The sequence below is a fragment of the Pseudomonas sp. 3A(2025) genome (assembly GCF_054589175.1).
Window position 1 is genome coordinate 221,440 of record NZ_BAAILM010000113.1, and the last position, 26,318, is coordinate 247,757.

Below are 26,318 nucleotides of genomic sequence, written 5' to 3' on the forward strand. Positions count from 1 at the left end.
AGGCCGCCCATGAACCTTGCCCAGAAAAACCTGCCCGGCTTGCACACGACTCACGCCGACAGCGGCCACGTCGAAAGCGTCCAGCACTTGTCGTTTCGCGTACGCGAGGCGGCTTATGCATTGCCCATCGACCTGGTGCGCGAGATCATCGAGTACCACGATGTGACGCCGGTGCCGATGATGCCGGCCTTCATCCACGGTGTACTTAACCTGCGCGGCAACGTCGTGCCGGTGCTCGATCTGGCCGCACGCTTTGGTTTCGAACTGACCGTGGCGACCAAGCGCACCTGCATTGTGATCATCGAACTGCACCTTGAAGACCACCAGCAAAGCATTGGCCTGGTGGTCGATGCCGTGGATGCGGTGCTGGATATCGACCCGCAGCAGGTGGTGCCGCCACCGCCGTTCGGGGCGGGCATCCGCACCGACTTCATTGCCGGCATGGCCCGCAACGACCAGACCTTCACCATTATTTTGAATATCCCGCAAGTGTTGTCCCTGGACGATATCCGCCAGCTCAGTCTTGCCGCTGTCAAGGGAAGCTGAGATGTCCGATGCACTCAAGATGCCGGCGCTGGGCGACGCCGATTTCCGGCATCTGCAAAAACTCATGGCCGATGCGTCCGGCATCCAGATGGCCGACAACAAGCGCCCGCTGGTCGCCGGACGCTTGATGAAACGCTTGCGCCATTACCGGCTGGGCAGCTTCAACGAATACCTGCGCCTGATCGAACAGCCGCTGTACCGCCAGGAGCGGCGGCTGGTGGTCGACCTGCTGACCACCAACGAAACCTATTTCTTTCGTGAGCATCCGCATTTCGATTTTCTCGCCAGTTGGCTGGTGCGCCAGCGCGGCCCGCTGCGACTGTGGAGCGCGGCGTGTTCGTCGGGCGAAGAGCCCTACAGCATGGCCATGGTCATGAGCGAACACGCAACCACCCGCGACTGGTCGATCCTGGCCAGCGACTTGAGCCTGAGCATGCTGCACAAGGCCCATGAAGCGATCTACGACATCAACCAGGCCAAATACTTCCCTGAAGGCTGGCTGCAGCGTTATTGCCTGAGCGGCGTCGGCGACATGAGCGGACGCCTGCGTATCCAGGCCGCCCTGCGCGAACGCGTCACGCTACGCGAGGTCAATCTCGTGCAGCCGCTGAGCGAGGACCTGGGCCTGTTCGATGTGATTTTTCTGCGCAATGTGCTGATCTATTTCGACAACGACGAAAAGAAACGCATCGTGCAACGCCTCGTGCAGCAACTGCGTCCTGGCGGCCTGCTGTTCATCGGTCATGCCGAAAGCATCCATGGCTTCGAGCTGCCGGTGCGTCTGGTCCAGCCTTCGGTGTACGAATGTCTGTGAGCCCAGCCCTGTTCCTGCGACCCGGCGATTACTTTTTCGGACGCCATAACGGCCCGGTCACGACCCTGCTGGGCAGTTGCGTGTCGATCATCCTCTGGCACCCACGCTGGAAACTGCTGGCCGTGTCGCACTACGTGCTGCCCAAAGACCCGGGGCTGCGCGACGACGAAGAGCCCGGCGAGCCTTACGACACCCGTTATGGCATGGCGGTGTTCCAGCGCCTGCACGCCGACATGCTGCGCCATGGCACCAACCCGGCCCAATACCGCAAGAGCATTTTCGGCGGCGGCACCCTCACCGGGCTGACCGGCCGGGCAGGCCTGGCAGCGTTGCGGGTTGGCCATAACAACAGCGAATTTGCCCGCCAGCAGTTCGAGCAGCGCAACTGGCCGGTGGACCATTGCGACCTGTCTGGCGAGCACTATCGACGCCTGAGCATCGACGGCGTGAGCGGCCGTATCGATTGTCAGCGCAAGGCCATGCGGTTGCCCATCAGCAGGAGGCTGAGCTCATGATCAAGGTATTCATCGTCGACGACTCGGCCCTGGTGCGCCAGGTGCTGACCGGTTGCCTGGACAACCACCCCGGTATCAAGGTCATCGGCCATGCCGGCGATCCGCTGTATGCCATCGACAAGATGCGCCGCGACTGGCCGGACGTGATCATTCTCGACATCGAGATGCCACGCATGGACGGACTGACGTTTTTGCGCCAGATCATGAGCGAGCGGCCGACGCCGACGCTGATCTGCTCGACCCTGACCGAACAAGGTGCGGGTATTTCGGTCGAAGCACTGGCCGCCGGTGCCGTAGGAATTTTCACCAAGGCGCGGCTGGGCTTGCGGCAAAGCCTGGAGCAGATGTCCGGTGAGCTGATTCGCACCATCGAAGACGCAGCACGAACCCGGCCAGGGGCTTTTCGTCCACCGGCAGGGGTCTTGCATCACTTGCAGCACAAACCTGCCACAGCGCAACCGGCAATACCGCCCGCCGGGTTGCTGCAGACCACTGACAGGGTGGTGGCACTGGGCTGTTCGACCGGAGGTACACAGGCACTTGAGTACGTGCTGCGACAATTGCCACGTGACTGCCCGGGCATTGTGATCGTTCAACACATGCCGGAAAAATTCACCGCCGATTTTGCCCGGCGCCTGGACAGTCTGTGCAGAATCGAAGTCCGCGAGGCCAGGCATCTGGATCGCGTGCATACAGGCCTGGCGCTGGTTGCACCGGGTGGGCTGCACATGCAGCTCAAGCGCAATGGCGCGCATTATCAGGTCGAGGTGCTCGATGGCCCGCCGGTCAATCGTCATAAACCTTCGGTAGACGTGCTGTTTCGTTCCGTCGCCCGACATGCCGGGGTCAATACCCTGGGGGTGATCATGACCGGCATGGGCGACGACGGTGCACGCGGTCTGCTGGCCATGCGCGAAAGCGGCGCCCAGACCGTAGCCCAGGACGAGGCCAGTTGCGTGGTCTTCGGTATGCCCAAAGAGGCCATCCGCATGGGCGCTGCGCAATCCGTCGAACCGCTATCCAGGGTCCCGCTGCTGATCCAGCAGTTCGGTGACCACGCTCGACACGGCTGAAGGACATTGCCGGAACTCCGGGACACCAATACCGGGATAAGGACGTCTTCCTGTGGGCGTCCGCCAGCGTGCCGGCTCATCGTTCGCCTACGGGATAAAAATAACGCCGCCTATATTGAAGGACGGCACCCTCTCCCATGCGACACAGGCCTGACTTATGCCTTGCCGAATTTTGCTCGCCGATGACTACCCGCTGTTTCGGGCAGGTATCCGGGCGCTTCTGGAAAAACGACACGAATACGAAATTGTCGGGGAGTCCGATAACACCCTGAGCACCGTGGAACTGGCGGTGGTACTGGCTCCGGAAATCGTCTTGCTGGACATGTCGGTGGAGCGTACTGCCAGTGTCCAGACGCTGGAGGAGTTATCGCTGCACGCCCCACACAGCAAAGTGCTGATGCTGTCGATGCACACCGATTCGGACTTTGTGATGAAATGCCTGCAACTGGGTGCTCATGGTTATCTGCTCAAGAGTGCCAGCGTCCTGGAGCTGGAACTGGCCTTGCAGGCACTGCGCCGGGGCGGGCAATACCTGTCCTCGGCGGTGGTGCCGCTGGTGGTCAGCCAGGCGGTGCGAAAAAGCATGACGCAACCGGCGAGGCCGGGCAACTTCACCCTGACCGACCGCCAACTGGAAATCCTGCGCCTGATCGCCCGCGGCGAATCGACCCGCTCCATCGCCGTAGGCCTGGGCCTGTCGGTCAAGACCATCGAGGCCCATCGTTCACAAGTCATGCACCGCCTGGGCATCCACGACATCGCCAGCCTGGTGCTGTTTGCGGTGCGCGAAGGGATTATCGAGGTGAATGATTAGGGGCTAGCGGTATTGCTGGTCAGGTTGTATGGACTTTTTGTACTGGCCTGTTAGAGAGGTTCCGGCCCTCTTCGGGCCGGGTTACTTTGTCTTGGCAAAGTAACCAAACCGCTTGCTCCTGGTTTCGGCCCTTCGGGTTCCCTCCTTCCGGCATTGCTCCGGGGTCGCCGCTTATGGGCCTTCCATGGCCCAAGCGGCTAACGGGCCATCCATGGCCCTTTTCCCCCTGCGCAACACCTCCACTCGGCCTGCACAAGTCGCGATTGGCGGCGCCTGTGCTATAGCGTATGAAAAGCAAAGCAAGAGCTTTTGATCTTGGCGTTGCCCTTGATCTTGTACGCAGACTTCACAGGCGCCGCAGAACGCGACTTGGGCGCAAGGCCGAGTGCAGGCGACACGCAGGCGAGGAGCGAGGCAGGGAAGCCGAGCCAGGAGCCAATGGTTTGGCTACTTTGCCGAAACAGAGTAGCCCGGCCCGAAGAGGGTCGGAACCTCTCTAACAGACGCACCAGAACAACCCCACACAACCCGATACTACGTGCCAGACCCAAGCACGCTCACCCAACCTCAAACAACGGCGGCTCGAATGCGGTAACCGGTGGCAACTCGCCGTGCCATTTGACCACCTCCACCGACGCGGTCTGCGCCGAGCAGCCTTGCGACAGGCTGGAAGCACCGACATCGGCGGTGATCACATTGGGGTTGCCGTGCTTTTCCAGGCTGCCCGGCTGGCCGTGCAGTAACGGGTCGAACCAGGCGCCGGTAGCGATCTGCACCACGCCCTGACGGATGCTGTCGCAGACGATTACCCCGGCCAGAAACGCCCCGCGCTCGTTGAACACCTTGACCACATCACCGTCGCTGATGCCTCGGGCCTGGGCGTCCTGTGGATTAAGGGTCAACGGTTCGCGGCCCTGAATTTTCGAGGCGCGGCTGTAGGCGCCATGGTCGTACTGGCTGTGCAGGCGGGTGCGCGGCTGGTTCGACAGCAAGTGCAGCGCATGCGTGGGTGCCGGTTTGTCGAGCCAGACCGGATGCCCCGGACAATCGGCATAGGCAAAGCCTGCAATGCGCTCCGAGAAAATCTCGATGCGCCCTGACGGCGTGGTCAGCGGGTGCGCCTCGGGGTCTTCGCGAAAGTCCTTGAGCAGCACGGTGTCTGTGGCCGGGCGTTGCACTTCGAAGATGCCATCGCGCCAGAACTGCTCGTAGTCGGGCAGCTCGATATCGAACTCACCTGCCCTGCCCCGCGATTCTTCGTAGATGTTGCGCAACCAGGCATCGGCGTCACGGCCTTCGGTGAACTCAGCCTCCACGCCCAAGCGCTGCGCCAGCCCGGCGAGAATCGAGTAATCGTCGCGCGACTCGCCCACCGGGTCGATGACCTGCTGCATCGCAATCATGAAACGGTCGGATGCCGCACTGCCAATGTCGTTGCGCTCAAGCGAAGTGGTCGCCGGCAAGACGATGTCGGCGTACTTGGCCTGGGCGGTCCAGTATTGCTCATGGACCACAATGGTCTGCGGCTTTTGCCAGGCCTCCAGCAAGCGGTTCAAGTCCTGATGGTGGTGAAAGATATTGCCGCCGGCCCAGTACACCAGGCGAATGTGCGGGTAGTGGCGTTGCTGGCCGTTGTAATCGAAGGGTGCGCCGGGGTTGAGCAGCATGTCGGTGACCCGCGCCACCGGAATGAAATCGGTGACCGGGTTATTGCCTTGGGAAAAGCGCGGCCCGGAGAACGCCTTGCGCCCGCTGCCGGTGTTGTTCATGCAGCCATAGCCCAGACCGAAACCGCCACCGGGCAGGCCGATCTGGCCGAGCAAGGCGGCCAGGGTCACGGTCATCCAGAACGGCTGCTCGCCATGCACCGAACGCTGCAACGAATAGGCGATATTGATCATGGTGCGCTTGCGACCCATGCGCCGCGCCAGTTCGGTGATTTGCGCGGCCGGGATATCCGTGAGGGCGGCGGCCCATTGCGGGGTCTTGGGCTGGCCGTCGAGTTCGCCCAGCAGGTACTGGCGAAAGCGCTCGAAGCCGACCGTGCAACGCGCCAGAAAGCTTTCGTCGTGCAGGTTTTCGCTGACCAGCACCCAGGCCAGTGCCAGCATCAAGGCGGTATCGCTGCCTGGGCGGATGGGCAGCCATTCGTTGTGCGCAGGGCCGGTCAGGTCGTCGCGCAACGGGCTGATGTTGACGAACTCGACGCCGGCGGCCGACAGGTTCTGCAGCGCCTCGCTGAGCAAGTGATCGCTGGCGCCGCCAGGGCTGGTCTGGGCGTTTTTATGCGGCAGCCCGCCAAACGCGATAAACAGCTCGCAATGCTCGGCCAGGTTGCTCCACGAGGTGTGCCGCGCCAGCAGCCAGTCCATATTGCCGACGATGTGCGGCATCAATACCCGACCGGCGCCGAGGCTGTAGCTGTCGGTGCTGAACACATAGCCGCCAATGCAATTGAGGAAGCGGTGCAACTGGCTCTGCGCATGATGAAAACGCCCGGCACTACCCCAGCCATAGCTGCCACCAAAAATCGCCTGGTTGCCGTGGTCGCGACGCACCCGTTGCAGCTCGCCGGCCACCAGGTCCAGCGCCTGCTCCCAACTGACCTCGACAAACGGCTCCTGGCCGCGCAGCTCAGGACGCCCCTCTCCCGTCAGAAAGCTGCGGCGCACAGCCGGGCGCAGGATGCGGCTGGGCGAGGTAATGGCGCCTGCGATCGAATTGCCGATCGGTGACGGGTCCTTGTCCCACTCTACCGGCAGCATGGTCTGTAACTTGCCATCGATCACCTGTGGTCGATAGGCGCCCCAATGCAGTGACGTAAAGCTCATGAATTGCTGTCTCCCTGCGATGCCGTGCTGTACAGAACCCGGTCGAAGCTAACACGCAGCCAAAAATCAGCAAAAGTGATTTTCACTCTAGCCTTATATGCAAATCGGTGATTAAACCCTTTGGACACAGGCTTACAAGCTATAGCGCAATCCAGACGTCATAGTCGGGTTTTCGAGGCAAAGGCTGATCTGGCATGCGTGGTTTTCTTCTCCTCTGCGGCCTGGCCTTGGGCACCGTGGCGCACAACGCTGTCGCTGCCGAGGCTTCGGTGCTGATGCGCAATTACTTTCTGCACAACGACGACCGCAACGACCGGGTGCGTGAGCAGAGTTACAAGCAGGAATGGGCGCAGGGCTTTATTGGCCGCTTCGATTCGGGCTACACAGCGGGCTGGTTTGGCGTCGGCGCCGAGGCCCACGGTTTTGTCGGCCTGCGTCTGGACAGCGGACGCGGCACGGCCGGCACCGGGTTATTGCCGCTGGACAGCGACGGCCGGGCCGAGCCCGAATACTCATCGGCGGGCGCCGCGTTGAAACTGCGCCTGGGCGAGACGCAATTGAAGGTCGGCGAAATGGAAGTCGAAACCCCGGTGTTCGACACCGCCGACAAGCGCCTGCAACCGGAGTACGCCAGCGGCTGGCTGCTCGACAGCCTTGAGGTGCCCGGCGTGCGCCTGGTGGCCGGGCATTTCACGGCGTTCAAGAACCAGAACCAGTCGAGCGGTCATGGCGACTTCGAGGGCTATGAGGTCAGCACTGCCGGCCATGCCGTCAGCCTGGCTGGCGTCGAAAGCCGCAGTGACTTGCCTGTGAACGGGTCGCTGTACATGGGCGAACTGAGCGACACCTGGCGCCAGTACTACGCCAACCTGCACGGTGCGCACCCGCTGGGCAACGACACCCGAATGCTGTGGGACGCCAACCTGTATCGCACCCTGGACACCGGTGCAGCCAGTGGCGGCGCCATTGCGACCACGGCAACGAGCCTGATGCTCAAGCTGCGCCATCAGGTGCAGACGGTTGGCCTGGGCTATCAGAAAGTCCACGGTGAGACGCCGTTCGATTTTGTCGGCGGCGATTCGATCTACCTGGCCAACTCGATCAAGTACAACGACTTCAACGGCGCTGGCGAGCAGTCCTGGCAAGTGCGCTACGACCGCGACCTGACCGAACTATTGCCGGGCCTGAGCGTGATGGGCCGCTATGTGCGTGGCAGCGGCATCGATACCGCGAACGGCGAAGGCAAGCACTGGGAACGCGACCTGACCCTGGCCTACACCGCCCCGTCCGGCCCGGCCAAGGACCTGTCGCTGGAACTGTCATACGTGACCCATCGCGGCAACGCCGCGCAGGGCAATAACGACCTGGACCGGGTGTACATCATCGTGCAGTACCCGTGGGACATCACGGGTCGATAGCGGTGTTGTTACAACCCCGCTTCGATGCTGCCCTCGAGCTTTTCACGCAGGAACTCGATGAAGGCCTGCACCGGCCGGGAGGTTTGTCGATGTTGCGGATACACCGCCGACAGGGTCAGCGGTGCCGGGCGCAGGTCGTCGAGCACGCGCACCAGGCTGCCGGCACGCAGCGCGGCGCCGACGATGAAGGTCGGCAGGTAGGTGACGCCCAGCCCGGCAATCGCCGCGTCGCGCAGCAGGTCGCCGTTGTTGACGCGCATCCGTCCGGTGACGTTGAGGGTGGTCGGTTTGCCCGGCCCCTCGAAGCGCCACTGCACCTGACGGCTGTGGCCATAGGGCAGGCAGTCGTGGTCGAGCAGGTCTTCGGGGCAGCCCGGATGACCACGCTCGGCCAGATAGACAGGGCTGGCGCAGTACACCCGTTCGATGGTCGCGATACGCCGCGCCACCAGCGAGGAGTCTTCCAGCGTACCGATGCGCAGCACCAGGTCGTAGCCTTCGCTGATCAGGTCGACCGGGCGGTCGCTGAGGTCGACCTCCATCGATACCTCTCGATGGCGCTGCAGAAACAGCGGCACCAGACACCCCAGGTGGGCGATGGCAAACGACAGCGGCGCACTGACCCGAATGGTGCCGCGCGGCTCGCTGTTCTGCCCGGCAATGCCCTGCTCGACCTGCTCCACTTCGCTGAGCAGGCGCAACGACGATTCGTAGTAACTCTGCCCCAGCGGCGTGACGTCCAGGCGCCGGGTCGAGCGGTTGAGCAAGCGCACGCCCAGGCGCTCTTCGAGCTGCATCAGGCGCCGGCTGACGAACTGTTTGGACAACCCAAGCTTCTCGGAAGCGGCGGTGAAGCTGCCCGACTCCATGACCTGGCAAAAGATACGCATGTCTTCAAACGGGTTCATTGTCTCGTCCAGATTGACAGTTAAACGCTTTATAACCGCTTTTTCTCATTTCAGCATCAAATTAATCTGTGTTCACGGTGCCGCTGAGGCCACAGGCCAGCAGCCCTACCGACTTCTTATCTCATCGAATACCAACGGAAACGACCATGAACCTGATGCAGAAAACCCTCGCCGCCAGCCTCCTTGCCCTGTCCGTCAACAGTGCTTTTGCCGCCGGCAGCCCGGGCGTCGAACAAGACACCCAGGCATTTCTTGAAGCACTGGCCGCAGGTGGTGGCAAGCCGCTGGAGCAACTGAGCCCCAAGGACGCCCGTGCGGTGCTGACCGGCGCCCAGGCGTCGGTGAAGGTCGACCTGTCAGGCATCGAAGTCAGCCAGCGCACCATCAAGGCCGACGGCCAGGACATCAAGCTGCAAATCGTGCGCCCGGCCAGGGTCAAGGGTGACCTGCCGGTGTTCATGTTCTTCCACGGCGGCGGCTGGGTGCTGGGCGACTTCCCGACTCACCAGCGCCTGATCCGCGACCTGGTGGTCGGCTCCGGTGCCGTGGCGGTGTATGTCGATTACACCCCGTCGCCGGAAGCGCAGTACCCGACCGCGATCAACCAGGCCTACGCCGCCACCCGCTGGGTGGCCGAGAACGGCAAGCAGATCGGCGTCGACGGCAAGCGCCTGGCAGTGGCCGGCAACAGCGTCGGCGGCAACATGGCGGCGGTGGTGGCACTGATGGCCAAAGAACAGAAAACCCCGGCCCTGCGCTTCCAGTTGTTGCTGTGGCCGGTGACCGACGCGACGTTCGATGACGCCTCGTACGGCCAGTTTGCCGAAGGCCATTTCCTGACCCGCAACATGATGAAGTGGTTCTGGGACAACTACACCACCAACCCGGCCGAGCGCGCACAGGTGCATGCGTCGCCGTTGCAGGCCACCCCGGAACAACTGCGCGGCCTGCCACCGGCGCTGGTGCAAACCGCCGAGTTCGATGTACTGCGCGACGAAGGCGAAGCCTATGCCCGCAAGCTCGATGCCGCCGGCGTGGCGGTCACCAGCGTGCGCTACAACGGCATGATCCACGACTACGGCCTGCTCAACCCGCTGAGCCATGTGCCGCAAGTGCGCACCGCGATGCGCCAGGCGGCCGAAGAACTCAAGACCCACCTCAACTGATCGGCCACCGCCTGACCTTTTCATGGTCATGCTCCCCGTAGGACCGACTTTAGTCGGGAACCGCAGCGACACCGTTCCCGACTAAAGTCGGTCCTACAGCGTTCATGGAGAACCCCGTCATGCCCCTGTTGCTCAGTCATCCCCTGTTGTGGAGCGCCTTGATCCTGTTCGCCGACGTCTCGCTCTGGTACGTGCTGCCGCTGCACCTGCGGGCGCTTCGGGTCGCATTGCGCCTGGCGCTGTTCATCGCCTACAGCAGCCTGTTGATCAATGCCGGCATCAGCCCGCTGCTGGCACCGGCCTGGGGCGATGACAGCGTGATGCAACTGGGCGCCACGGCGCTGGCGATTCTGTGGTGGCTGTTTGCGGCCAGGGTCATGACCGTACTGATCGGCCTGATGCTGATGCGCCGCATCGGCCAGAGCGGGCGCTTGCTGCAGGATGTGTTCGGCGCGCTGATCTTCCTCGCCTGTGTGGTGGCGGCCGCCGGCTACGTGCTGGAATTGCCGGTCAAGGGCTTGCTGGCGACCTCGGGGGCGGTGGCAATCATCGTAGGTTTAGCGTTGCAGAGCACCCTGAGCGATGTGTTCAGCGGCATCGTGCTTAACACCACCAAGCCGTATCAGGTCGACGACTGGGTGAGCATCGACGGCGTCGAGGGCAAGGTCATGGACGTCGACTGGCGCGCCACCCACCTGCAAACCAGCGCCGGCACCACGGCCGTCGTGCCCAACTCGGTGGCGGCCAAGGCCAAGATCGTCAACCTCAGCCGGCCGAGCAACATGCATGGCGTGTCGATCAGCATTCAGGTGCCCAAGCACGTTCGCCCACGCCGGGTGCTGGATGCCCTGAACCGCGCCTTGCAAGGCAGCGACAGCCTGCTGCTGACCCCGGCACCCAAGGTGGTGCTCAAGGAGTCGGGCGAAAGCATGGCCGAATACGTGGCCAGCGGCTTCATCGCCGAGCTGTCGCGAAAGGGCGAAGTGCGTAATCAATTGTTCGACCTGGCGCACCGGCACCTGGAAGCCGCCGGCATCATTCGCCAGAGCGAAGGCAACGCCGTACCGATTTCCCGGGCTCGCGCCCTGCTCGACGAGGTGAAAGTGTTCCGCTCGCTGAGCGAAGAAGAACGCGACCGCCTGGCCGAGTCGATGACTGCCGAACAGTTCGTTGCCGGCCAGGTGGTGCTCGACCTCAACGAGGTGTCCGGGTCGCTGTTCGTGATCGCCACCGGTGTGGTCAGCGCCGCGGTGCCCGATGGCGAGCAACGCATCGAAGCCGGGCGTATGGGCCCCAGCGAGATCATGGGCGAACAGGGCATTCTCGCCGACACGCCGTCCGAAGCCTGCTTCACCGCGATGACCTCCAGCATCATTTACCGCATCGACAAAGAGATCGCCCGCGCTTCGCTGGAGCAGTGCAAACAAGTCACCCGCGCCTTCAACAAGCTTCAGGCTGTGCGCCAGAACAACAGCCATGGCGTGTTGCTGGCGCGGCCTGCGCAAGTCAAGAAAGGCGGCTTTCTGGGCTGGTTGCAACGGCGTAGCTGAAAACGCCGAGCGCTCTGGCTCAAGCCCTCCAGGGTCGGCATGGCAAGCACAACGCCACTACTGACCCTTAACAAAATTAACAACGATTAACTCGTCAGCACCGGTTGCAGCGCCAAGAATGAACCGCTCAGTACAGACCTTTGCCGATGGAGCGCGCAGGCCCTGTTCAAGGCTGGATTAGCCTCCCCGAGACTCAAGGACATTCGCCATGATTCAAAATTCCCGTGCGTTGCCCCATCACCCCTGCCAGACCTGCGCACGCATTCACAGCCGCGAGCATTCGGCACTGGCGCAAAGCGGTGGTCTGACGCCATGGCGTGAAAAGCTGGCCAAGCAGTTGATTCTGGACAATCTCGGCGAGAACATCGAGGTCACTGAACTGGCCCGCGCCTGCGCCTTGTCGCGCAGTTACTTTTCCAGGGCGTTCAAATGCAGCACCGGCCTGTCGCCACAGGAATGGATACGCGAACAGCGTATCCTGCGCGCCAAGTGCCTGATCGCTCACACCGGCATGACCCTGACGCAGATCAGTCAGGAATGCGGCTTTTGCGACCAGTCGCACTTTTCGCACATCTTCTCGCGCAGTGAGGGTATTACGCCCTTGACCTGGCGCGGCCATGCGCTCAAAAAGCATCAGGGTCTCGACATGCACCTTGCCATTTGACCCCCCGTTGTCTCTTTTTCAGGACAGGAATCCGGCGTTGACGCCCATCCCCGAACAGGCCCTGCAATTCGGCCCTTACCGTATCTACCCCGAACAGCGTCTGGTGCTGGACGTCGACCAGCCATTGCGCCTGGGCAGCCGCGCCCTGGACATTCTGCTGGTGCTGCTTGAACAGCCCGGCGAGGTGATCAGCCGCCAGCACTTGATCAGCCGCGTCTGGCCGACCAGCGTGGTCGAAGACAGCAACCTGCGGGTGCACATGGCCGCCTTGCGCAAGGCGCTGGGTGACGGCCAGACCGGCCAGCGCTATATCGTCACCGTGGCGCAACGCGGCTACAGCCTGGTGGCGCCGGTGATTCAGGTGGCCCAGGATGCGCCGCAGCACATGCGCGCGACCCCGCTGCGTGCCGACCACAACCTGCCGCTGCGCCGGGCGCGCATGATCGGCCGCCAGCCGCTGGTCGACGCCCTGGTGCAGACCCTGCACAGCCAGCGCTTGATTACCCTCACCGGTCCCGGCGGCATCGGCAAGACCTCGGTGGCGTTGCGCGTGGCCGAACAACTGATCGGTCATTACCGCGATGGCATTCGCCTGCTGGAGCTCGCGCCGCTGAGCGACCCGCTGCTGGTGCCCGCCCAACTGGCCGCACTGTTTGACCTGGCCCCGGATGACGGCGACCCGCTTGGTCAGCTGTGCACCTGGCTGCGCGACAAACAGGTGTTGCTGGTGATCGACAATTGCGAGCACCTGATCGATGCAACGGCGTTGATCTGTGAACGGATACTGCGCAGCGCCCCGCAGGTTGCCATTCTGACCACCAGCCGTGAGCGCCTGCGCGCCGAAGGTGAGTTCATCCAGCGCCTTGAGTCCCTCGACTGCCCGCCACGTGAGCTGGACGTCGAACTGAACGCGGCAGACTTTCCGGCATTGCAGCTGTTCGTCGAGCGGGCCATGAGCAGCCAGGAGCAGTTCGAGCCCAACCGCGTGACCCTGGCCATGGCTGGCGATATCTGCAGGCGCCTGGACGGCATTCCGCTGGCCATCGAACTGGCCGCCGCGCAAGTGGCCAGCCTCAGCCTGTCTGACCTGCAGGCCCAGTTGCAGTACAACCCGGCGCAGTTGATCCACGCCGGCGCACACAGCACCGATCGCCAGCAGACGCTGCTGGCGACGCTGGACTGGAGCTTTCATTTGCTCACCCCCGACGAGCAGTGCTGCCTGAGCCGGCTGTCCGTCTTCAAAAGCCGCTTTACCCTGGAGTCGGCGCTGGCAGTTGCCGGCGATGCCTCGATGCCGGCCGCGACGCTGTACACCGCCATCAGCCAACTGGTCGCCAAATCGCTGCTCAATGTCGAAGCCGGCGATGAGCAGGTGTTCTATCGCCTGCTCGACACGACCCGGCATTACGCGCTGGAAAGATTGCGCCAGTACGGCGAACTGCCGGCCACGCTGGAACGCCACGCCGAACACTGCCTGGCGTTGATGCAGCAGGCACGTGACGACTGGGAGCAACTGCCGACCCAGCAGTGGCTGGAGCGCTACACCCGTAGCCTCAAGGATGTGCGCGAAGTGCTCGACTGGGGCCTGAACGGTGAAGGTCCCAAAGCCCTGGCCATCTCGCTGGTGGCGCACTCGGCACCGCTGTGGCAAGAACTGTCGCGGCTCAAGGAACACGGGGTGTATGTGCGCAAGGCCTTGCTGGGTTTGCAACACGCCGGGTATCAGAACCCGTCACTGGAAATGCAACTGCGCCTGGCGCTGGGCAGCTTCAGCTATCACAGCCGAGGCCCGACCCTGGAAACGATGGACGCCTTTATCGACGCCCTGCGCCTGGCCGAGCAAAACGACGATTCAGCGGGCCGGTTACGGGCGATTTCCGGGCAAATGACGGTGTACCTGTGCCGTGGCGACTATCCGGCGGCGCTGGTGCAAAGCCGCCAGTTCGATCGCCTGGGATTGGGGCTGGACCCGGAGATCAACCTCAGTGCCCATCGCCTGCGCCTGTTGGCGCTGCATTACGAGGGTCGCCAGCCCGAAGCCCGCCAACAAGCCGAAAATGTGTTGCAGCGCCTGGCCCACAATAGCCAGCACAACCGGTTCAGCCGTGGTTTTGGCATTCAGTACGAGCAAAGCGTGGCCACCCTCACCGTTCTGGCGCGCACCCTTTGGCTTCAGGGCCAGCCGCTGCAGGCCGAACGAGTGGCCCGTCAGGCGCTGGAGATTGCCGTGCAGATCGATCATGGCCTGTCGATCTGCTACACCCTGGCGCTGGCCGGTTGCCCCATCGCGCTGTGGTCCGGCAATACAACGCTGGCCCGCGAGCAGGTCACCCAACTGCTGGCCCAGACGCACAAACACGGGGTGCTGCTGTTCCACACCTGGGGCCGTCACTACGCGCGGCTGCTCGACCTGCCGAACGAGGCGGCGGGACCGGCGACCGGGCTGCTCAGCGATATCCTGCTAACCCTGCGCGACAGCGAGATCGACCCGCCGCAACTGGAGCGCGCGCAACAGGGCGAAGCGGGCTGGTGCAGCGCCGAAATCCTGCGCTGCCGGGCAGAAAATCTGTTGGCGCCGGACGATGGTCAGGATGTTGACGAGGCTGAAAAGCTGCTGTGTCAGGCACTGGACATTGCCCGAGAGCAAGGTGCGTTGGCATGGGCGCTGCGCAGTGCCTTGAGCCTGGCAAGGCTGCGGCCCGAACAGACTCGCGCGCTGCTGGTGCCACTGCTTGAGCGGTTTGAAGCCGGCAGTCAAACCCCGGATATGGTAATGGCGCAGACGTTGTTGTCGCGGGCCTGAAAGCGCGTCATCCCATGCAAACGCACGGTATTGAACAGCCGGTAACGTGCCTCGCCGTCGCTGACAACCGCTACCAGCAATGACCTGTCTTCCAGGCGCTGCAAATCCTGGCGTAGCCTGTCGAGGGTGTAATCGCAGTCACACACCACACAGGCCGCCGCTTCCAGCGAGAAATCCTGCGTAAAGATCGCCAGGCGCCGCAACAGGTTGCATTCCCGCTCGTTCAGCCGCGCATGACTCCACTCCAGCGCCGCTGCCAACGACCGGTGCCGCGCCACCGCCGTGCGCCGTGTCAGGTTCAGCAGCCATTGGCTATTGTTCAGTTGTGCCTGCAAACCGGGTACGGAAAACATCTCCAGTTGCGCAGCAAGCAGTTCGATGGCCAGCGGCAGGCCATCGAGCTGCCGGCAGATTTCGCTCACGGCCGGCAGGTCCTGTTCGCGCAGCACATAGCCCTGCTGACAGGCCTGGGCACGGCTGATCCACAACTGCACCGCCGCACACGTCATGCCCTGCTGCGGGTCACGCACTTGCGCGCGTGTAGGCTGGGCCAGGCCGGGCACCCTTTGCAGCCATTCACCACAGGCGTACAACGGCTGGCGACTGGTAGCCAGCACCGCCAGTTGCGGCGCCGTTTCCAGTAATTGTTCGATCCGTTGACGGCAGGCCGGCGGCAAACACTCGGCGCTGTCGAGCAACAGCAAACAGTGCCGCCCCGCCAGTGCCTGGCTCAGTGATTCCCCCAGTGCATCCAGAGGCTCGCCGCTGCTGCAATCGACCCACCAGACACCATCGCGGTACTGCGCTGCCAACTGCTCGGCTGCGTGGCAGGCCAGGCGGGTCTTGCCCACCCCGGCAGGGCCGACCAGGGTCACGAAACGGCGGGTGGAAAACTGCCCTACCAGCGCGGCCACCGCCTCGTCCCGACCGATCAGGGGCGTCATGGAGGCCGGCAGGTTATGCCGGGCAATCATCCCCTCTGTCGTTGATCCGGCAGGCAACGGCGCCTGAGTGACCTCGGCGATAAAGCTGTAACCTCGATGCGTGACCGTGGCGATATAACGCTGCCCATCACGCCCGCCGCCCAAGGCCCGGCGCAAGGCAGCGATGTGTACCCGCAGGTTGACCGCCTCGACCACCGAAGCCGGCCAGACCTGCTCGATGACCTGCTCCTTGCTGACCACCGTTCCGGCACGCTCGACCAGCACCTGAAGAATATCCAGCGCCCGCCCGCCCATCGGCACCGCCCGGCCGTTACGCAACACTTGACGCTGACGCACATGAAAGGCGTAAGGCCCAAACAACAGCACCGGCTCTGCGAAGGTATTGACCTGACCGTTCATGTGCACCCCTCCACGCCCTGCGCGGGGGTTACCCGGTCAGCGCATGCCATTCAATAAACAAGAATGGTTATCTTCGCAGCCACAGGTGTTGAAACAACCGTGGCGGGGGGTGCGATACGGTCAATGCGGTGCGCGATACGGACACCGGCTCAAGGAGGCGCTCAACTGAACTGTTCACGGTACTGTGCAGGCGTCAGCCCCAGCCGTGCCGTGAATAAGAAGCGCATGTGCCGTACACTGCCAAAGCCGCTTTTATAAGCAATGGTCTTGAGCGGCAGTTCGGTGGTTTCCAGCAGGCTGCGGGCGCGGTCGATGCGCGCGTTTTGCAGAAACTCCATGGGCGTCATCTGCACGTCACGCATGAACAGCCGCGAGAAGTGCCTGGCGCTCATGTTGACCAGTGCGGCCATGCGTTCGACCGTGAACGGATCGTCCAGATGTTCCAGTACATGGTTCTGCACCCGGGTCACAGCACTCTCATGAGGTGCGACCGCCGCCATCAGCGGGCTGAACTGTGCCTGGCCGCCCTGGCGCTTCATGACCACCAGCAGCACCTTGGCCACATCCTGGGCGATTTTCTTGCTGTGATCGCGGGCCACCACGGCCAGCGCCAGGTCGATACCCGCCGTCACGCCACCGGAGGTCAACAGGTTGCCGTCCTGGATGAAGATCTGGTCGGTTTCCACCAGCGCTGCGGGGCAACGCTTGATCAGCCGCTCGGTGTAATGCCAGTGGGTGGTGACGCGGTAACCGTCGAGCAGGCCGGCATCGCCGAGAAGAAAAGCGCCGGTGCAGATCGAGCCATAGCAATGCGCACGCGGCACCGCTGCTTGCAGCCACGCCTGCACATCCGGCATATGCCGGTCATACGCACCTGGCCCGCCGGGCACCAGCAGCAGGTCGTAGGCCTCGGTGGCTTGATCCAGCGTGATATCGGCCTGCACCACCACGCCGTTGGAAGCGCGCAGCAGGCCGGCTTCGGAGCCGATGGTGACGATCCGGTAATGCGCTTCGAGCGGCAAATAGCGATTGGCGATGGAGAACACTTCCAGCGGCCCGGACATGTCCAGCAGCAGCAAGTCGGGGAACAGCAACATGGCCACGGTTTTCATGCGGGTGCTTCGTGCATGGCAAAGAGGGCTCCGATTCGAGGGATTGAAGCTGTTATACCCGTCCCTTCCCCCGCACACAACTGTCAACTGTATGGAGACAGTCATTCCCGATTGACCTACTTATTGTGACAGTCTCTACGCGGTAACCTTGTTCTCACTTGCTCGACACCTGAATGCACAGGGTCGAAACCGAATGGAGAACCACCATGATCACTCTTCGCAAAGCTTCCGAACGTGGCGCCGCCGACCATGGCTGGCTGAATTCGCATCACACCTTTTCGTTCGCCAGCTACTACAACCCGCAGGAAATGGGCTTCTCTGACCTGCTGGTGATCAACGACGACCGCGTGCAGGCCGGCAAAGGCTTTGGCCAGCACCCGCACCGTGACATGGAGATCTTCTCCTACGTACTCGAAGGCGCGCTGGAACACAAAGACACCCTGGGCACCGGCTCGGTGATCCGCCCGGGCGATGTGCAACTGATGAGCGCCGGCAGTGGCGTGGCACACAGCGAGTTCAACCACTCGCATGAAGAAGGCGTGCACTTTCTGCAAATCTGGATCGTGCCCAACGTCGGCGGCGCCACCCCGAACTACCAGCAACAGCATTTCAGCGCCGCAGACAAACGCGGCCGCCTGAAATTGATCATCGCCCCCGATGGCCAGGACGGCGCGTTGCAGGTTCGTCAGGACGCCAAAGTGTATGCAGGGCTGTTCGACGGCGATGAATCCGCCGAGCTGACGCTCGATGCCGACCGCTATGCCTATGTGCATGTGGCCCGAGGCAGCCTGGTATTGAATGGCCAGGCACTGGGCCCGGGCGACGGTGTAAAAGTGCGTGATGAGCAGCGCCTGCAACTGAGCCAGGGCGTGGATGCCGAGGTGCTGGTGTTTGACCTGCGCCCACAAGAGCGGCCACAGCGTCCTTGAGGGCAGTAGCAAGGGTAAGCGGCAAGCCACAAGTAAAAGCGCGAAGGGTGCGCTGGCTTGTGGCTTTTTTGTTTGAGGGTCTCGCCGCTTGAACTGAAAGAGCTATACAGCCATTATTCGACGCCCTGACACAAATAAATGCAGGGTCGGCCAGCTCTTGATCAGTCGATGCCTTTAATGAACACGCCTCCAGACCCCAATTCCTCTGTGCCCACAGGCCCGACGTCATTGTCATCGGGCGATGCAACGGAGCGGCTGCAACTGGCGCTGGAGGCCGGTGCAATCGTCGGTACCTGGGTGTGGGATATCTTTGCCGACCACTTTGTCGCCGACGAACGGTTTGCGCGCTCTTTCGGGCTCTCTGCGCAGTTATGCCGGGACGGGCTGGCAGCCGATAAAGTCTGCGAGTCCATTCATCCCGATGACCGTCAGCGGGTCGAGACTGCCGTCATCGAAGCCATGGCCCGTGGCGGGCCGTATCGATGCGAGTATCGGGTCCGGCAAAGCGATGGCGTCTACCGCTGGGTCGAAGCCAATGGCCGCGCCGAACTGGACGAACAAGGGCGCGCCGTGCGCTTTCCCGGCGTGCTCATGGACATCGAGTCACGCCGCGTCGCCGAAGCCGAGCGTGACCGGATGGCCGCACTGCTGCGTATCTTTACCGCAGCGGTGCCGGGAGTTGTCTACGCCAAAGACCTGCAGGGCCGAATGCTGGTGGCCAATCAGGGAACCACTGATCTGATTGGTAAACCGCCTTCGTTCTATCTAGGCAAGACCGATCTGGAGTTTCTCGCCGATAAACGCCAGGCCCGACAGGTCATGGCCAACGACCAGCGCATCATGCATGGCGGCAAGGCGGAGCAAATCGAAGAGCAGGTCGATATGCCAGACGGCTCCGAGGTCACCTGGCTGTCGCTCAAGGCTCCGCTGCTGAACGACAGCGGCGAGGTCATCGGCCTGATCGGTTCATCGGTCGATGTCACCGACCGAAAAAAAGCAGAACGCGCGCTGCAAGAGCTTAACCTCACGCTGGAGGACCGGGTCGCCGCGGCCATCGCTGAGCGAGAGGTCGCCGAGGCCGCGCTGCGCCAATCGCAAAAGATGGAAGCGGTCGGGCAGTTGACCGGCGGCATCGCCCACGACTTCAACAATTTGCTGGCCGGTATCAGCGGCTGCCACGAATTGATGAATACGCGCCTTGAGCAAGGTCGTCCTGGCGACGTGAAACGCTATCTGGCAACGGCCCAGGGTGCAACCAGACGTGCCGCCGCGCTCACTCACCGTTTACTGGCCTTCTCCCGGCGCCAGACACTGGCGTCGGTCCCGACCGATGTCAATGCGCTGGTCAGCGGCATGCAAGAGTTGGTCAACCGTTCGGTCGGCCCGTCCATCGACGTTGAAATTCATCTGGCGCCAGAACTCTGGACTGCCTTGATTGACCCTGCACAACTCGAAAGCGCACTGCTCAACCTGTGCATCAACTCGCGCGATGCCATGCCCGAAGGCGGCAAAATCTGCATCGACACGTTGAACACCCGGGTCACCCAGGATACCGGCCTCGATCACACCGTTGCCCACGGCAACTACCTGGTGGTGTCGGTGACGGACTCTGGCCTGGGCATGTCTGCTGATACTGCCGCACGGGCCTTCGAGCCTTTTTTCACCACAAAACCCGTAGGCGCCGGCACCGGGCTGGGCCTGTCCATGGTTTACGGCTTCGCACGGCAGTCTGGCGGTGATGTCCAGATTCATTCGACCGAGGGTCGCGGAACACGGATTGACGTTTATTTGCCACGGCATCTGCACGATAGCGTCGAACCCTGCCTGCAACCGCCTGTGGCCGACAGCTCGCAGGCTGTTTCAGGGCAGACAGTGTTGCTGGTCGACGATGAACCTTCGATCCGTATGCTGGTCAGTGACGTCTTGACTCAACTGGGCTACAGCGTTCTGGAGGCCGCCGACAGCAAGACAGGCCTGCACATTCTGCAGTCCGATGTGCGTATCGATGTGCTGATATCGGATGTGGGCCTGCCGGGCGGACTCAATGGCCGGCAGATGGCTGATAGAGGGCGACGCGGCAGGCCGGGCTTGCCGGTGCTGTTCATTACCGGTTATGCAGAGGCCAATGTGCTGGACCATGACTATCAGGAGCCTTGTACGGCGGTGTTGACCAAGCCGTTTGCCCTGGAGGCGCTGGTTGCGCAAGTGGGTGCGTTGCTCAAGGGCTGACCGGACGGCTAGCGTTAATCTTTCGTTCAATCATCAACGACGACGCCACGCCAATCGGGTGGCGGTCGAACCTTTATCAAAAGAGAACCAGGAATGCAGCAAGTCATGCTGAATCGCTTTTTCACAGCACTGCTCGCGCTGATGCTGCTGAGCGTCGTCGTGCCGGCCGTCGCCCAGTCAAAACCTGCGGCCCCGACCGCCAGTTCCAGCACGCTGCCAGTCGTGGCCGAGGGTGCGGGCCTGGACGAGTTGAGTGAGCAACTCGATCTGATCCGGCAAAAGGTTTCAGTCAACGCCAATGATGACTTGCTCGCCAGCTTGCGCCAGGCGGCTCTACAGGTACAGAAGCTGGCCGACAACCTCGTCTCCCGACAAGCCGCAGACATTGATCACCTGAATGAACAGCTCAATATCGTAGGGCCCGTACAGCCCGACGAGGCGCCAAGCCTGAGCAGCCAGCGTAAAGCGCTGACGGCGCAAAAAACGGCGTTGGCCAGTGACGAGCGCCAGACCAGTGCGTTGAGTCAATCGGCCCGCGATCTGGCCGTACAGATCTCCAGCCTGCGCCGCAGCCTTTTCGACTCGCAGATCAGCACCCGCTCGGCGAGTCCGCTCAGTCCAACCTTCTGGAACCAGATGATCCGTCCGACCGACGACGATCTGGGGCGTCTGCGCAGTCTGTTCAAGGATGTCGGCACGGTCGTCGATGCCGCACTGTCACCGGCAAATCGCACGGTGTTCATTACCGTGCTGCTGGGTGCGTTGCTGATCTGGGTGGTGGGCCGGCGCTTGCTGGAGCAATTTCTGGTCTGGCTGATGATGCGCCGGGTGCCAGAGGGGCGTCTGCGTCGCAGTGCCCTGGCACTGGCAGTAGGCCTGGCGACCATTCTGACGATCAGCGCGGCAACCTCCCTGCTTCGCTGGGGGCTGGTGCGCAACGCGACGCCGAGTGCCGACGTGCTCAATCTGCTCGACCAGTTGCAGACGCTGATAACATTCAGCGCCTTCATTGTCGGGCTTGGCCGTGCACTGTTGATGCTCTCCAACCCGTCCTGGCGCCTGCCACAGATTCCGGACGAAATTGCTTCGGCCATGGGCCGCTTTCCGGTGTTGCTGGCGCTATTGCTGATGATCATCGGCACGCAAGAACGTATCAACAGTGTGATCGCCAGCAGCCTGGCTTTGACTCTGGCGGTCAATGGCCTGACGGCGCTGGCCGTGTCACTGGTATTTTTCTTTGCCCTGCTGCGCTACCGCCGTACCCGCCGCAAATTCGAGTTGCCGCGTCTGCCAGGTTTTGCCGGGCTGATACCGTTTGTGGTTGCGGTCTGGGTCGGCCTGAGCCTGATCGCGCTGATCAGCGGTTACCTGACCCTGGCCTACTTTCTGGCGGTAAAACTGCTGTGGATGAGCGTGGTAGCGGCCACGGCCTATCTGTTGATCGCCTGCTTTGGCGATCTTTGCGAGACCCTGCTATCGCCTAGACAACCGGGCGGGTTGGCACTGGGATCTACCCTGGGCTTGTCGCCCCGGCACCAGGCTCAGGCGAGCACGGTGCTGGCCGGTATCGGACGTACCCTGTTGCTGTTTACTGCACTGCTGCTGGCCCTGCTGCCGTCCGGCTCCAGCCCCGGCGACATACTCGAAAGCTTTACCCAACTGGACATCAGCAACCGGCCGTTGGGCGGCCTGAACATCGTGCCCGGCGATATCTTGCTGGCCCTGGTCCTGCTGGTCGTAGGCCTGCTGGGTGTTCGAGTAGTCAAGGACTGGCTGGGTGAACGGCTGCTGCCGGAAACCAACATGGACGCCGGCATGCGCGCCTCGCTGGTGACGCTGGTCGGCTACATCGGCTTTATCGTGGTCGCGGCCACGGTGATGTCGACCCTGCATATCAGCCTGACCAACCTGACGTGGGTCGTCAGCGCCCTGTCGGTGGGCATCGGCTTCGGCTTGCAAGCCATTGTGCAGAACTTCATCTCCGGCCTGATCCTGCTCACGGAGCGGCCGGTCAAGGTCGGCGACTGGGTCAGCCTGGCGGGCGTTGAAGGTGATATCCGCCGCATCAACGTGCGCGCCACGGAAATCCAGATGTCGGACCGCTCGACCGTGATCGTGCCGAACTCGCAATTCATCACCCAGAACGTACGCAACGTGACCATGGGCAATGCGCTGGGTGTGGTCGGCATCACTCTGACATTGCCGCTGGACACCGACGTGCTGCAGATACGCGAACTGCTGCTGCAAGCCTTCACCGAGCATGAGGCAATACTCGACACGCCCGCGCCCTCGGTTTCGTTCAAGGACCTGACCACCACCGGCGTGATTATCAGCGCCAGCGGTTACGTCAACAGCCCACGCTCGGTCGGCGGTGCCCGAAGCGACCTGTTGTTCACCGTTCTGGGCCGCCTGCGCGACATGGGTATCGCCCTGTCATCACCGCAAAGCATGGTGCTGATTAACGAACTACCCGAGAAGGCGCGGTCGGACGAGTAAAAATCGTCTTCAACACCGCGGCCACAATCGCTTCAGGGCAATCTTCCTGAACCAGATGGCCGGCGTTTTCGACAGCAATACAGGGATGGCCGGAAATCAGCCCGGCCAGTGCCTCGCCCTTGGCATAGGGGATCCATTCATCATGGCGTCCCCACAGGACTGTCACCGGACAATCGAGCCGGTCGTACAACCCCTCGATCTCATCGGTATAAACCTGATCCATCTGGGCGATCTGCCGATAGAACGCGGGCTGCCCCACCGGCCCGGTCCAGGGCGCACTGTAGATGTCCAGCGCCTGTTCGGACAACGGCTGGTGCGCCGCCGATTGCAGATACGCCTTCAGCAGTGCGCGGTGCATGTAATCCGGCATGCCCGCGAACGCCTGTTCGTGCTGGCGCACATGCTGCACGAACGGTGAGCCCCAGGGTGCCAGCGCCACGGCATCGAAAATCGTCAGCGAGGCATAGCGCAGGCCATTGAGGTAATAGGCGCGCAGCGCTGTTGCCCCGCCGAAGTCATGCGCCAGCACGTCGGGGCGCTCCAGCCCCCACTCCTGAAAAAGTGCGTGCAGCACCCTGTTCTGCACCGCCAGCGAGACGTCTTGCCCCGCGCGCTGCTCGGACTGTCCGTAGCCGACCAGATCGAAGTAATAAACCGTCCGGTGATCGAGAAGATACGGCACGATCCTGCGCCAGACCTGAGAAGAAAAAGGGGTGCCGTGGATCGCCACGAGCGCAGGCCCGGTGCCCGCCTTTCCCCAGCGCACGGCGTTGCCCTCGATGAGGGTGGTATTCGGCAAATCGAGCATGGCGTTCAACCTCATTTTGGCAATCGGGATACTGGCCGTGGAATGTTAAGCTGGGCGCTTTCGAGCACTTGAACACCGGGCAGGCCAGACATGAATCGTCGTAAAAAGATAAAGCAGTTATTACAGGCTCATGCAAAAAAGGCCAGCGCCAAACTGGCACCGGCCAGCAAGAGCAAATACATCAGCAAGGCTGACCGTTTGAAGCTGGCAGCCGAGGCTGAATCCGGCGTGCCTGCCGAACAATGACGCGTCTGGACTTCAAGGCACGCTTCATCAGCGCACTGCCCTCTTTCCCGGCAGAAATGGACCTGGGCCTTGATGAGTTCGTGGTCTACGAACGCGACCTGCTTGCGTCCCTCGCGGTGCAGGACGCTGACTTTCTGGTCGAGCAAGGGCTGCCCTGTGATGCCGCACCCTTTCTCAGCTTTGCCGCTTACACCGAAGCGCAAAGAACCCACCGGCTGAGCGTGTTCGGGATTGGCGATGACTATTTCCCGATTGGGCACAACGGCTCCGGCGACGTCCTGGCCATCGAGCGCTCGAGTCGTGAAGTCGTGTATTTGAACCATGATTTCAATAACGAACGGGTGTTCATCAATTCCACCCTGCTGCAGTTCGCAGAATGCTTATGTATTTTTCAGGAACATCTGCGCGACAACAGGATGGCGTTCTGCCTGACGGAGATTGAGCGTATTGATCCTGCGGCGGCGCGACCGGGGACGATGTGGGCCGAGGCGGTCAAGGAAGCGTTTGATTGAGGCGGATCAAGGATCATTACCACCTGGCTGCGCCGACGATGGTCAACAGGTAGACTAGCGCTTTAAGCGCCGACCGGGAGTTTTGCATGGGCACGCAGGAAAACATGACGAGTGCCGCAAGAAACTCGCTACGGCTTTCCCGGTTGCGGCTGCGTGACTTTCGTTGCTTTGAAAAACTCGATATCGATTTTCACCCGGGCCTGACCGTTCTGGTCGCGGCCAATGGGGCGGGTAAGACATCCATTCTCGATGCCATCGCCATCGCTTTAGGCCCCTATGTGGGAGCATTCGACGAGGCAGTGGGCAAGCACCTTGAGCCGAGCGATATTCGCCAGTTTCGTGCCAGAAAAACCGCTACCAACGAAATGGAATACGCCCCCAAAGGGGCTCGAATCGAAGCGACAGGGTTTATTCCCGGCAGTCTGGAGCATCAGTTGTCAGGTGGACTGCACAGCAGTTGGCGTCGTCATCTCGACAGCCCTGGCAAAGCCAGGACCTCAGTCAAGGACGCCAAAGAACTGGTGAGCTACGGCAAGCGCATACAAGAGGCGGCTCGCACCCCAGGCACCGAGGTCGTGCTGCCACTGATTGCGTACTACGGCACCGGACGGCTGTGGCAACAGAGAAAGCTGGCAAGTGCAAAGAACATCGAACGCACCTCAAGAACCGTAGGCTATACCGACTGCCTCGATTCGGCCTCCAGCTATAAATCGTTCGTGCAATGGTTTCGTTACTGGAGCCTGAATGCCAAACAAGCTCAACTCAAGGCGCTTGAAGCTGGGGCCGCCGTTACCAGAACCGAATTCGACGACTATCTTCAGTCTGTGAGTAGCGCCGTAAACACCTGTATCCAGCCGGCAGGCTGGAGCGGTATCGAGTACTCCTTCAGCCGTGACGCACTGGTTGCCCGTCATGAGCAATTGGGCGAACTGCCAGTCGAGTCGCTCAGCGACGGTATTCGCAACATGATCGGCATGGTGGCTGATATCGCCTTCCGCGCCACCAAACTCAACGGTCACTTGGGCTCGCAGGCAGCGCAAGAGACGCCGGGGGTGCTACTGATCGACGAAGTCGATATGCACTTGCATCCTGAATGGCAGCAAGTGGTATTGCTCAATCTGGCCCAGGCATTCCCGGCCATGCAGTTTATCGTGACCACCCACAGCCCCCAGGTGCTGAGCACCGTGTGTTCGGACTGCGTTCGCATCCTGCGCGCTGAAATCGACCCTGAAACCACCCGCCTGATCACCACTGTCAGCAAACCACAATGGCAGACCCGCGGTGTTGCCAGCTCCGACCTGCTGGCGCGGATCATGAGCGTCGATCCGGTTCCGCAAGTCCCTGAGGCCATCCAGGTTGCCGACTATCAGGCGCTGATCCAGCAAAATCTTCATGAACGTCCTGAGGGGGGTACATTGAGAAATAAACTGGAGGCCCATTTCGGCGCTGATCATCCTGTGATTCGCGAGTGTGATCGACTGATTCGTTTGCAAGGGATCAAGCAGCGTCTACCACGCGATCTGAGTAACGGAGAATGTTGA

At 62.1% G+C, this 26,318-nt stretch carries 21 protein-coding genes; 16 read left to right on the forward strand and 5 right to left on the reverse strand.

Annotated features, from left to right (window positions below; genetic code table 11):
- The first annotated feature begins 9 nt into the window (after positions 1-9).
- The 5 genes from ACYP2A_RS27620 (at position 10) to ACYP2A_RS27640 (ending at position 3,762) form a co-directional block, all read left to right on the forward strand.
- Positions 10-546: a chemotaxis protein CheW gene (locus ACYP2A_RS27620; RefSeq protein ID WP_459749101.1), complete on the forward strand. Its 537-nt coding sequence runs from the start codon at positions 10-12 to the stop codon at positions 544-546.
- A 1-nt stretch (position 547) separates the two neighbouring features.
- A complete protein-coding gene (locus tag ACYP2A_RS27625) occupies positions 548-1,360 on the forward strand; it encodes a CheR family methyltransferase (RefSeq protein WP_459749102.1) in 813 nt (270 codons plus the stop codon).
- Positions 1,351-1,875 carry a chemotaxis protein CheD gene (locus ACYP2A_RS27630; protein WP_459749103.1) on the forward strand — a complete coding sequence of 175 codons (525 nt, stop codon included), beginning with the start codon at positions 1,351-1,353 and terminating at the stop codon, positions 1,873-1,875. Before ACYP2A_RS27625 ends, ACYP2A_RS27630 begins: the two co-directional genes overlap by 10 nt.
- Positions 1,872-2,948, forward strand: a complete 1,077-nt coding sequence (locus ACYP2A_RS27635) for a protein-glutamate methylesterase/protein-glutamine glutaminase (RefSeq protein ID WP_459749104.1) — start codon at positions 1,872-1,874, stop codon at positions 2,946-2,948. The genes ACYP2A_RS27630 and ACYP2A_RS27635 overlap by 4 nt, the downstream gene beginning before the upstream one ends.
- A gap of 157 nt (positions 2,949-3,105) precedes the next feature.
- Positions 3,106-3,762 (forward strand): response regulator, encoded by a 657-nt coding sequence (locus tag ACYP2A_RS27640; protein ID WP_459749105.1) that lies wholly within the window; start codon positions 3,106-3,108, stop codon positions 3,760-3,762.
- A 557-nt stretch (positions 3,763-4,319) separates the two neighbouring features.
- Here the strand turns inward: ACYP2A_RS27640 and ACYP2A_RS27645 are convergent.
- Positions 4,320-6,593, reverse strand: coding sequence for a molybdopterin guanine dinucleotide-containing S/N-oxide reductase (locus ACYP2A_RS27645; RefSeq protein WP_459749106.1), 2,274 nt, complete (start codon positions 6,591-6,593; stop codon positions 4,320-4,322).
- Positions 6,594-6,787: 194 nt separating this feature from the next.
- On the opposite strand from ACYP2A_RS27645, the gene ACYP2A_RS27650 reads away from it, so the two are divergent.
- Complete coding sequence (locus ACYP2A_RS27650) at positions 6,788-8,011, forward strand: OprD family outer membrane porin (RefSeq protein ID WP_459749107.1); 1,224 nt, start codon at positions 6,788-6,790, stop codon at positions 8,009-8,011.
- An 8-nt stretch (positions 8,012-8,019) separates the two neighbouring features.
- Here the strand turns inward: ACYP2A_RS27650 and ACYP2A_RS27655 are convergent, their stop codons facing one another.
- The gene (locus ACYP2A_RS27655; RefSeq protein ID WP_459749108.1) at positions 8,020-8,919 is read right to left on the reverse strand and encodes a LysR family transcriptional regulator; all 900 of its coding nucleotides are present in this window, start codon (positions 8,917-8,919) and stop codon (positions 8,020-8,022) included.
- A gap of 146 nt (positions 8,920-9,065) precedes the next feature.
- Here ACYP2A_RS27655 and ACYP2A_RS27660 point away from each other — a divergent pair, with 146 nt between their 5' ends.
- From ACYP2A_RS27660 to ACYP2A_RS27675, 4 genes are all read left to right on the forward strand, one after another.
- On the forward strand, positions 9,066-10,085 hold the full coding sequence (locus tag ACYP2A_RS27660; protein WP_459749109.1) for an alpha/beta hydrolase: 1,020 nt from the start codon (positions 9,066-9,068) through the stop codon (positions 10,083-10,085).
- 119 nt (positions 10,086-10,204) lie between these two features.
- On the forward strand, positions 10,205-11,635 hold the full coding sequence (locus ACYP2A_RS27665; RefSeq protein WP_459749110.1) for a mechanosensitive ion channel domain-containing protein: 1,431 nt from the start codon (positions 10,205-10,207) through the stop codon (positions 11,633-11,635).
- 208 nt (positions 11,636-11,843) lie between these two features.
- Positions 11,844-12,299: a helix-turn-helix transcriptional regulator gene (locus tag ACYP2A_RS27670; protein WP_459749111.1), complete on the forward strand. Its 456-nt coding sequence runs from the start codon at positions 11,844-11,846 to the stop codon at positions 12,297-12,299.
- A 37-nt stretch (positions 12,300-12,336) separates the two neighbouring features.
- A complete protein-coding gene (locus ACYP2A_RS27675) occupies positions 12,337-15,102 on the forward strand; it encodes an ATP-binding protein (protein ID WP_459749112.1) in 2,766 nt (921 codons plus the stop codon).
- Here the strand turns inward: ACYP2A_RS27675 and ACYP2A_RS27680 are convergent.
- Both ACYP2A_RS27680 and ACYP2A_RS27685 read right to left on the reverse strand, forming a co-directional pair.
- Positions 15,054-16,445 (reverse strand): ATP-binding protein, encoded by a 1,392-nt coding sequence (locus tag ACYP2A_RS27680; RefSeq protein ID WP_459749113.1) that lies wholly within the window; start codon positions 16,443-16,445, stop codon positions 15,054-15,056. The genes ACYP2A_RS27675 and ACYP2A_RS27680 overlap by 49 nt on opposite strands.
- 161 nt (positions 16,446-16,606) lie before the next feature.
- The gene (locus ACYP2A_RS27685) at positions 16,607-17,557 is read right to left on the reverse strand and encodes a GlxA family transcriptional regulator (protein WP_459749114.1); all 951 of its coding nucleotides are present in this window, start codon (positions 17,555-17,557) and stop codon (positions 16,607-16,609) included.
- Positions 17,558-17,763: 206 nt separating this feature from the next.
- On the opposite strand from ACYP2A_RS27685, the gene ACYP2A_RS27690 reads away from it, so the two are divergent.
- The 3 genes from ACYP2A_RS27690 (at position 17,764) to ACYP2A_RS27700 (ending at position 23,211) form a co-directional block, all read left to right on the forward strand.
- Positions 17,764-18,486, forward strand: coding sequence for a pirin family protein (locus ACYP2A_RS27690; protein ID WP_459749115.1), 723 nt, complete (start codon positions 17,764-17,766; stop codon positions 18,484-18,486).
- A 177-nt stretch (positions 18,487-18,663) separates the two neighbouring features.
- Positions 18,664-20,715 carry a hybrid sensor histidine kinase/response regulator gene (locus tag ACYP2A_RS27695; RefSeq protein WP_459749116.1) on the forward strand — a complete coding sequence of 684 codons (2,052 nt, stop codon included), beginning with the start codon at positions 18,664-18,666 and terminating at the stop codon, positions 20,713-20,715.
- Positions 20,716-20,808: 93 nt separating this feature from the next.
- Complete coding sequence (locus tag ACYP2A_RS27700; protein ID WP_459749117.1) at positions 20,809-23,211, forward strand: DUF3772 domain-containing protein; 2,403 nt, start codon at positions 20,809-20,811, stop codon at positions 23,209-23,211.
- On the opposite strand, the gene ACYP2A_RS27705 is transcribed toward ACYP2A_RS27700, so the two are convergent.
- Positions 23,174-24,019 (reverse strand): alpha/beta fold hydrolase, encoded by an 846-nt coding sequence (locus ACYP2A_RS27705; RefSeq protein ID WP_459749118.1) that lies wholly within the window; start codon positions 24,017-24,019, stop codon positions 23,174-23,176. The two genes, ACYP2A_RS27700 and ACYP2A_RS27705, sit on opposite strands and share 38 nt — an antisense overlap.
- Positions 24,020-24,109: 90 nt before the next feature.
- Here ACYP2A_RS27705 and ACYP2A_RS27710 point away from each other — a divergent pair, with 90 nt between their 5' ends.
- The 3 genes from ACYP2A_RS27710 (at position 24,110) to ACYP2A_RS27720 (ending at position 26,318) form a co-directional block, all read left to right on the forward strand.
- Positions 24,110-24,265: a DUF2986 domain-containing protein gene (locus tag ACYP2A_RS27710; RefSeq protein WP_459749119.1), complete on the forward strand. Its 156-nt coding sequence runs from the start codon at positions 24,110-24,112 to the stop codon at positions 24,263-24,265.
- Between the two features lie 56 nt (positions 24,266-24,321).
- On the forward strand, positions 24,322-24,777 hold the full coding sequence (locus tag ACYP2A_RS27715; protein WP_459749120.1) for an SUKH-4 family immunity protein: 456 nt from the start codon (positions 24,322-24,324) through the stop codon (positions 24,775-24,777).
- Between the two features lie 86 nt (positions 24,778-24,863).
- On the forward strand, positions 24,864-26,318 hold the full coding sequence (locus ACYP2A_RS27720) for an AAA family ATPase (protein WP_459749121.1): 1,455 nt from the start codon (positions 24,864-24,866) through the stop codon (positions 26,316-26,318).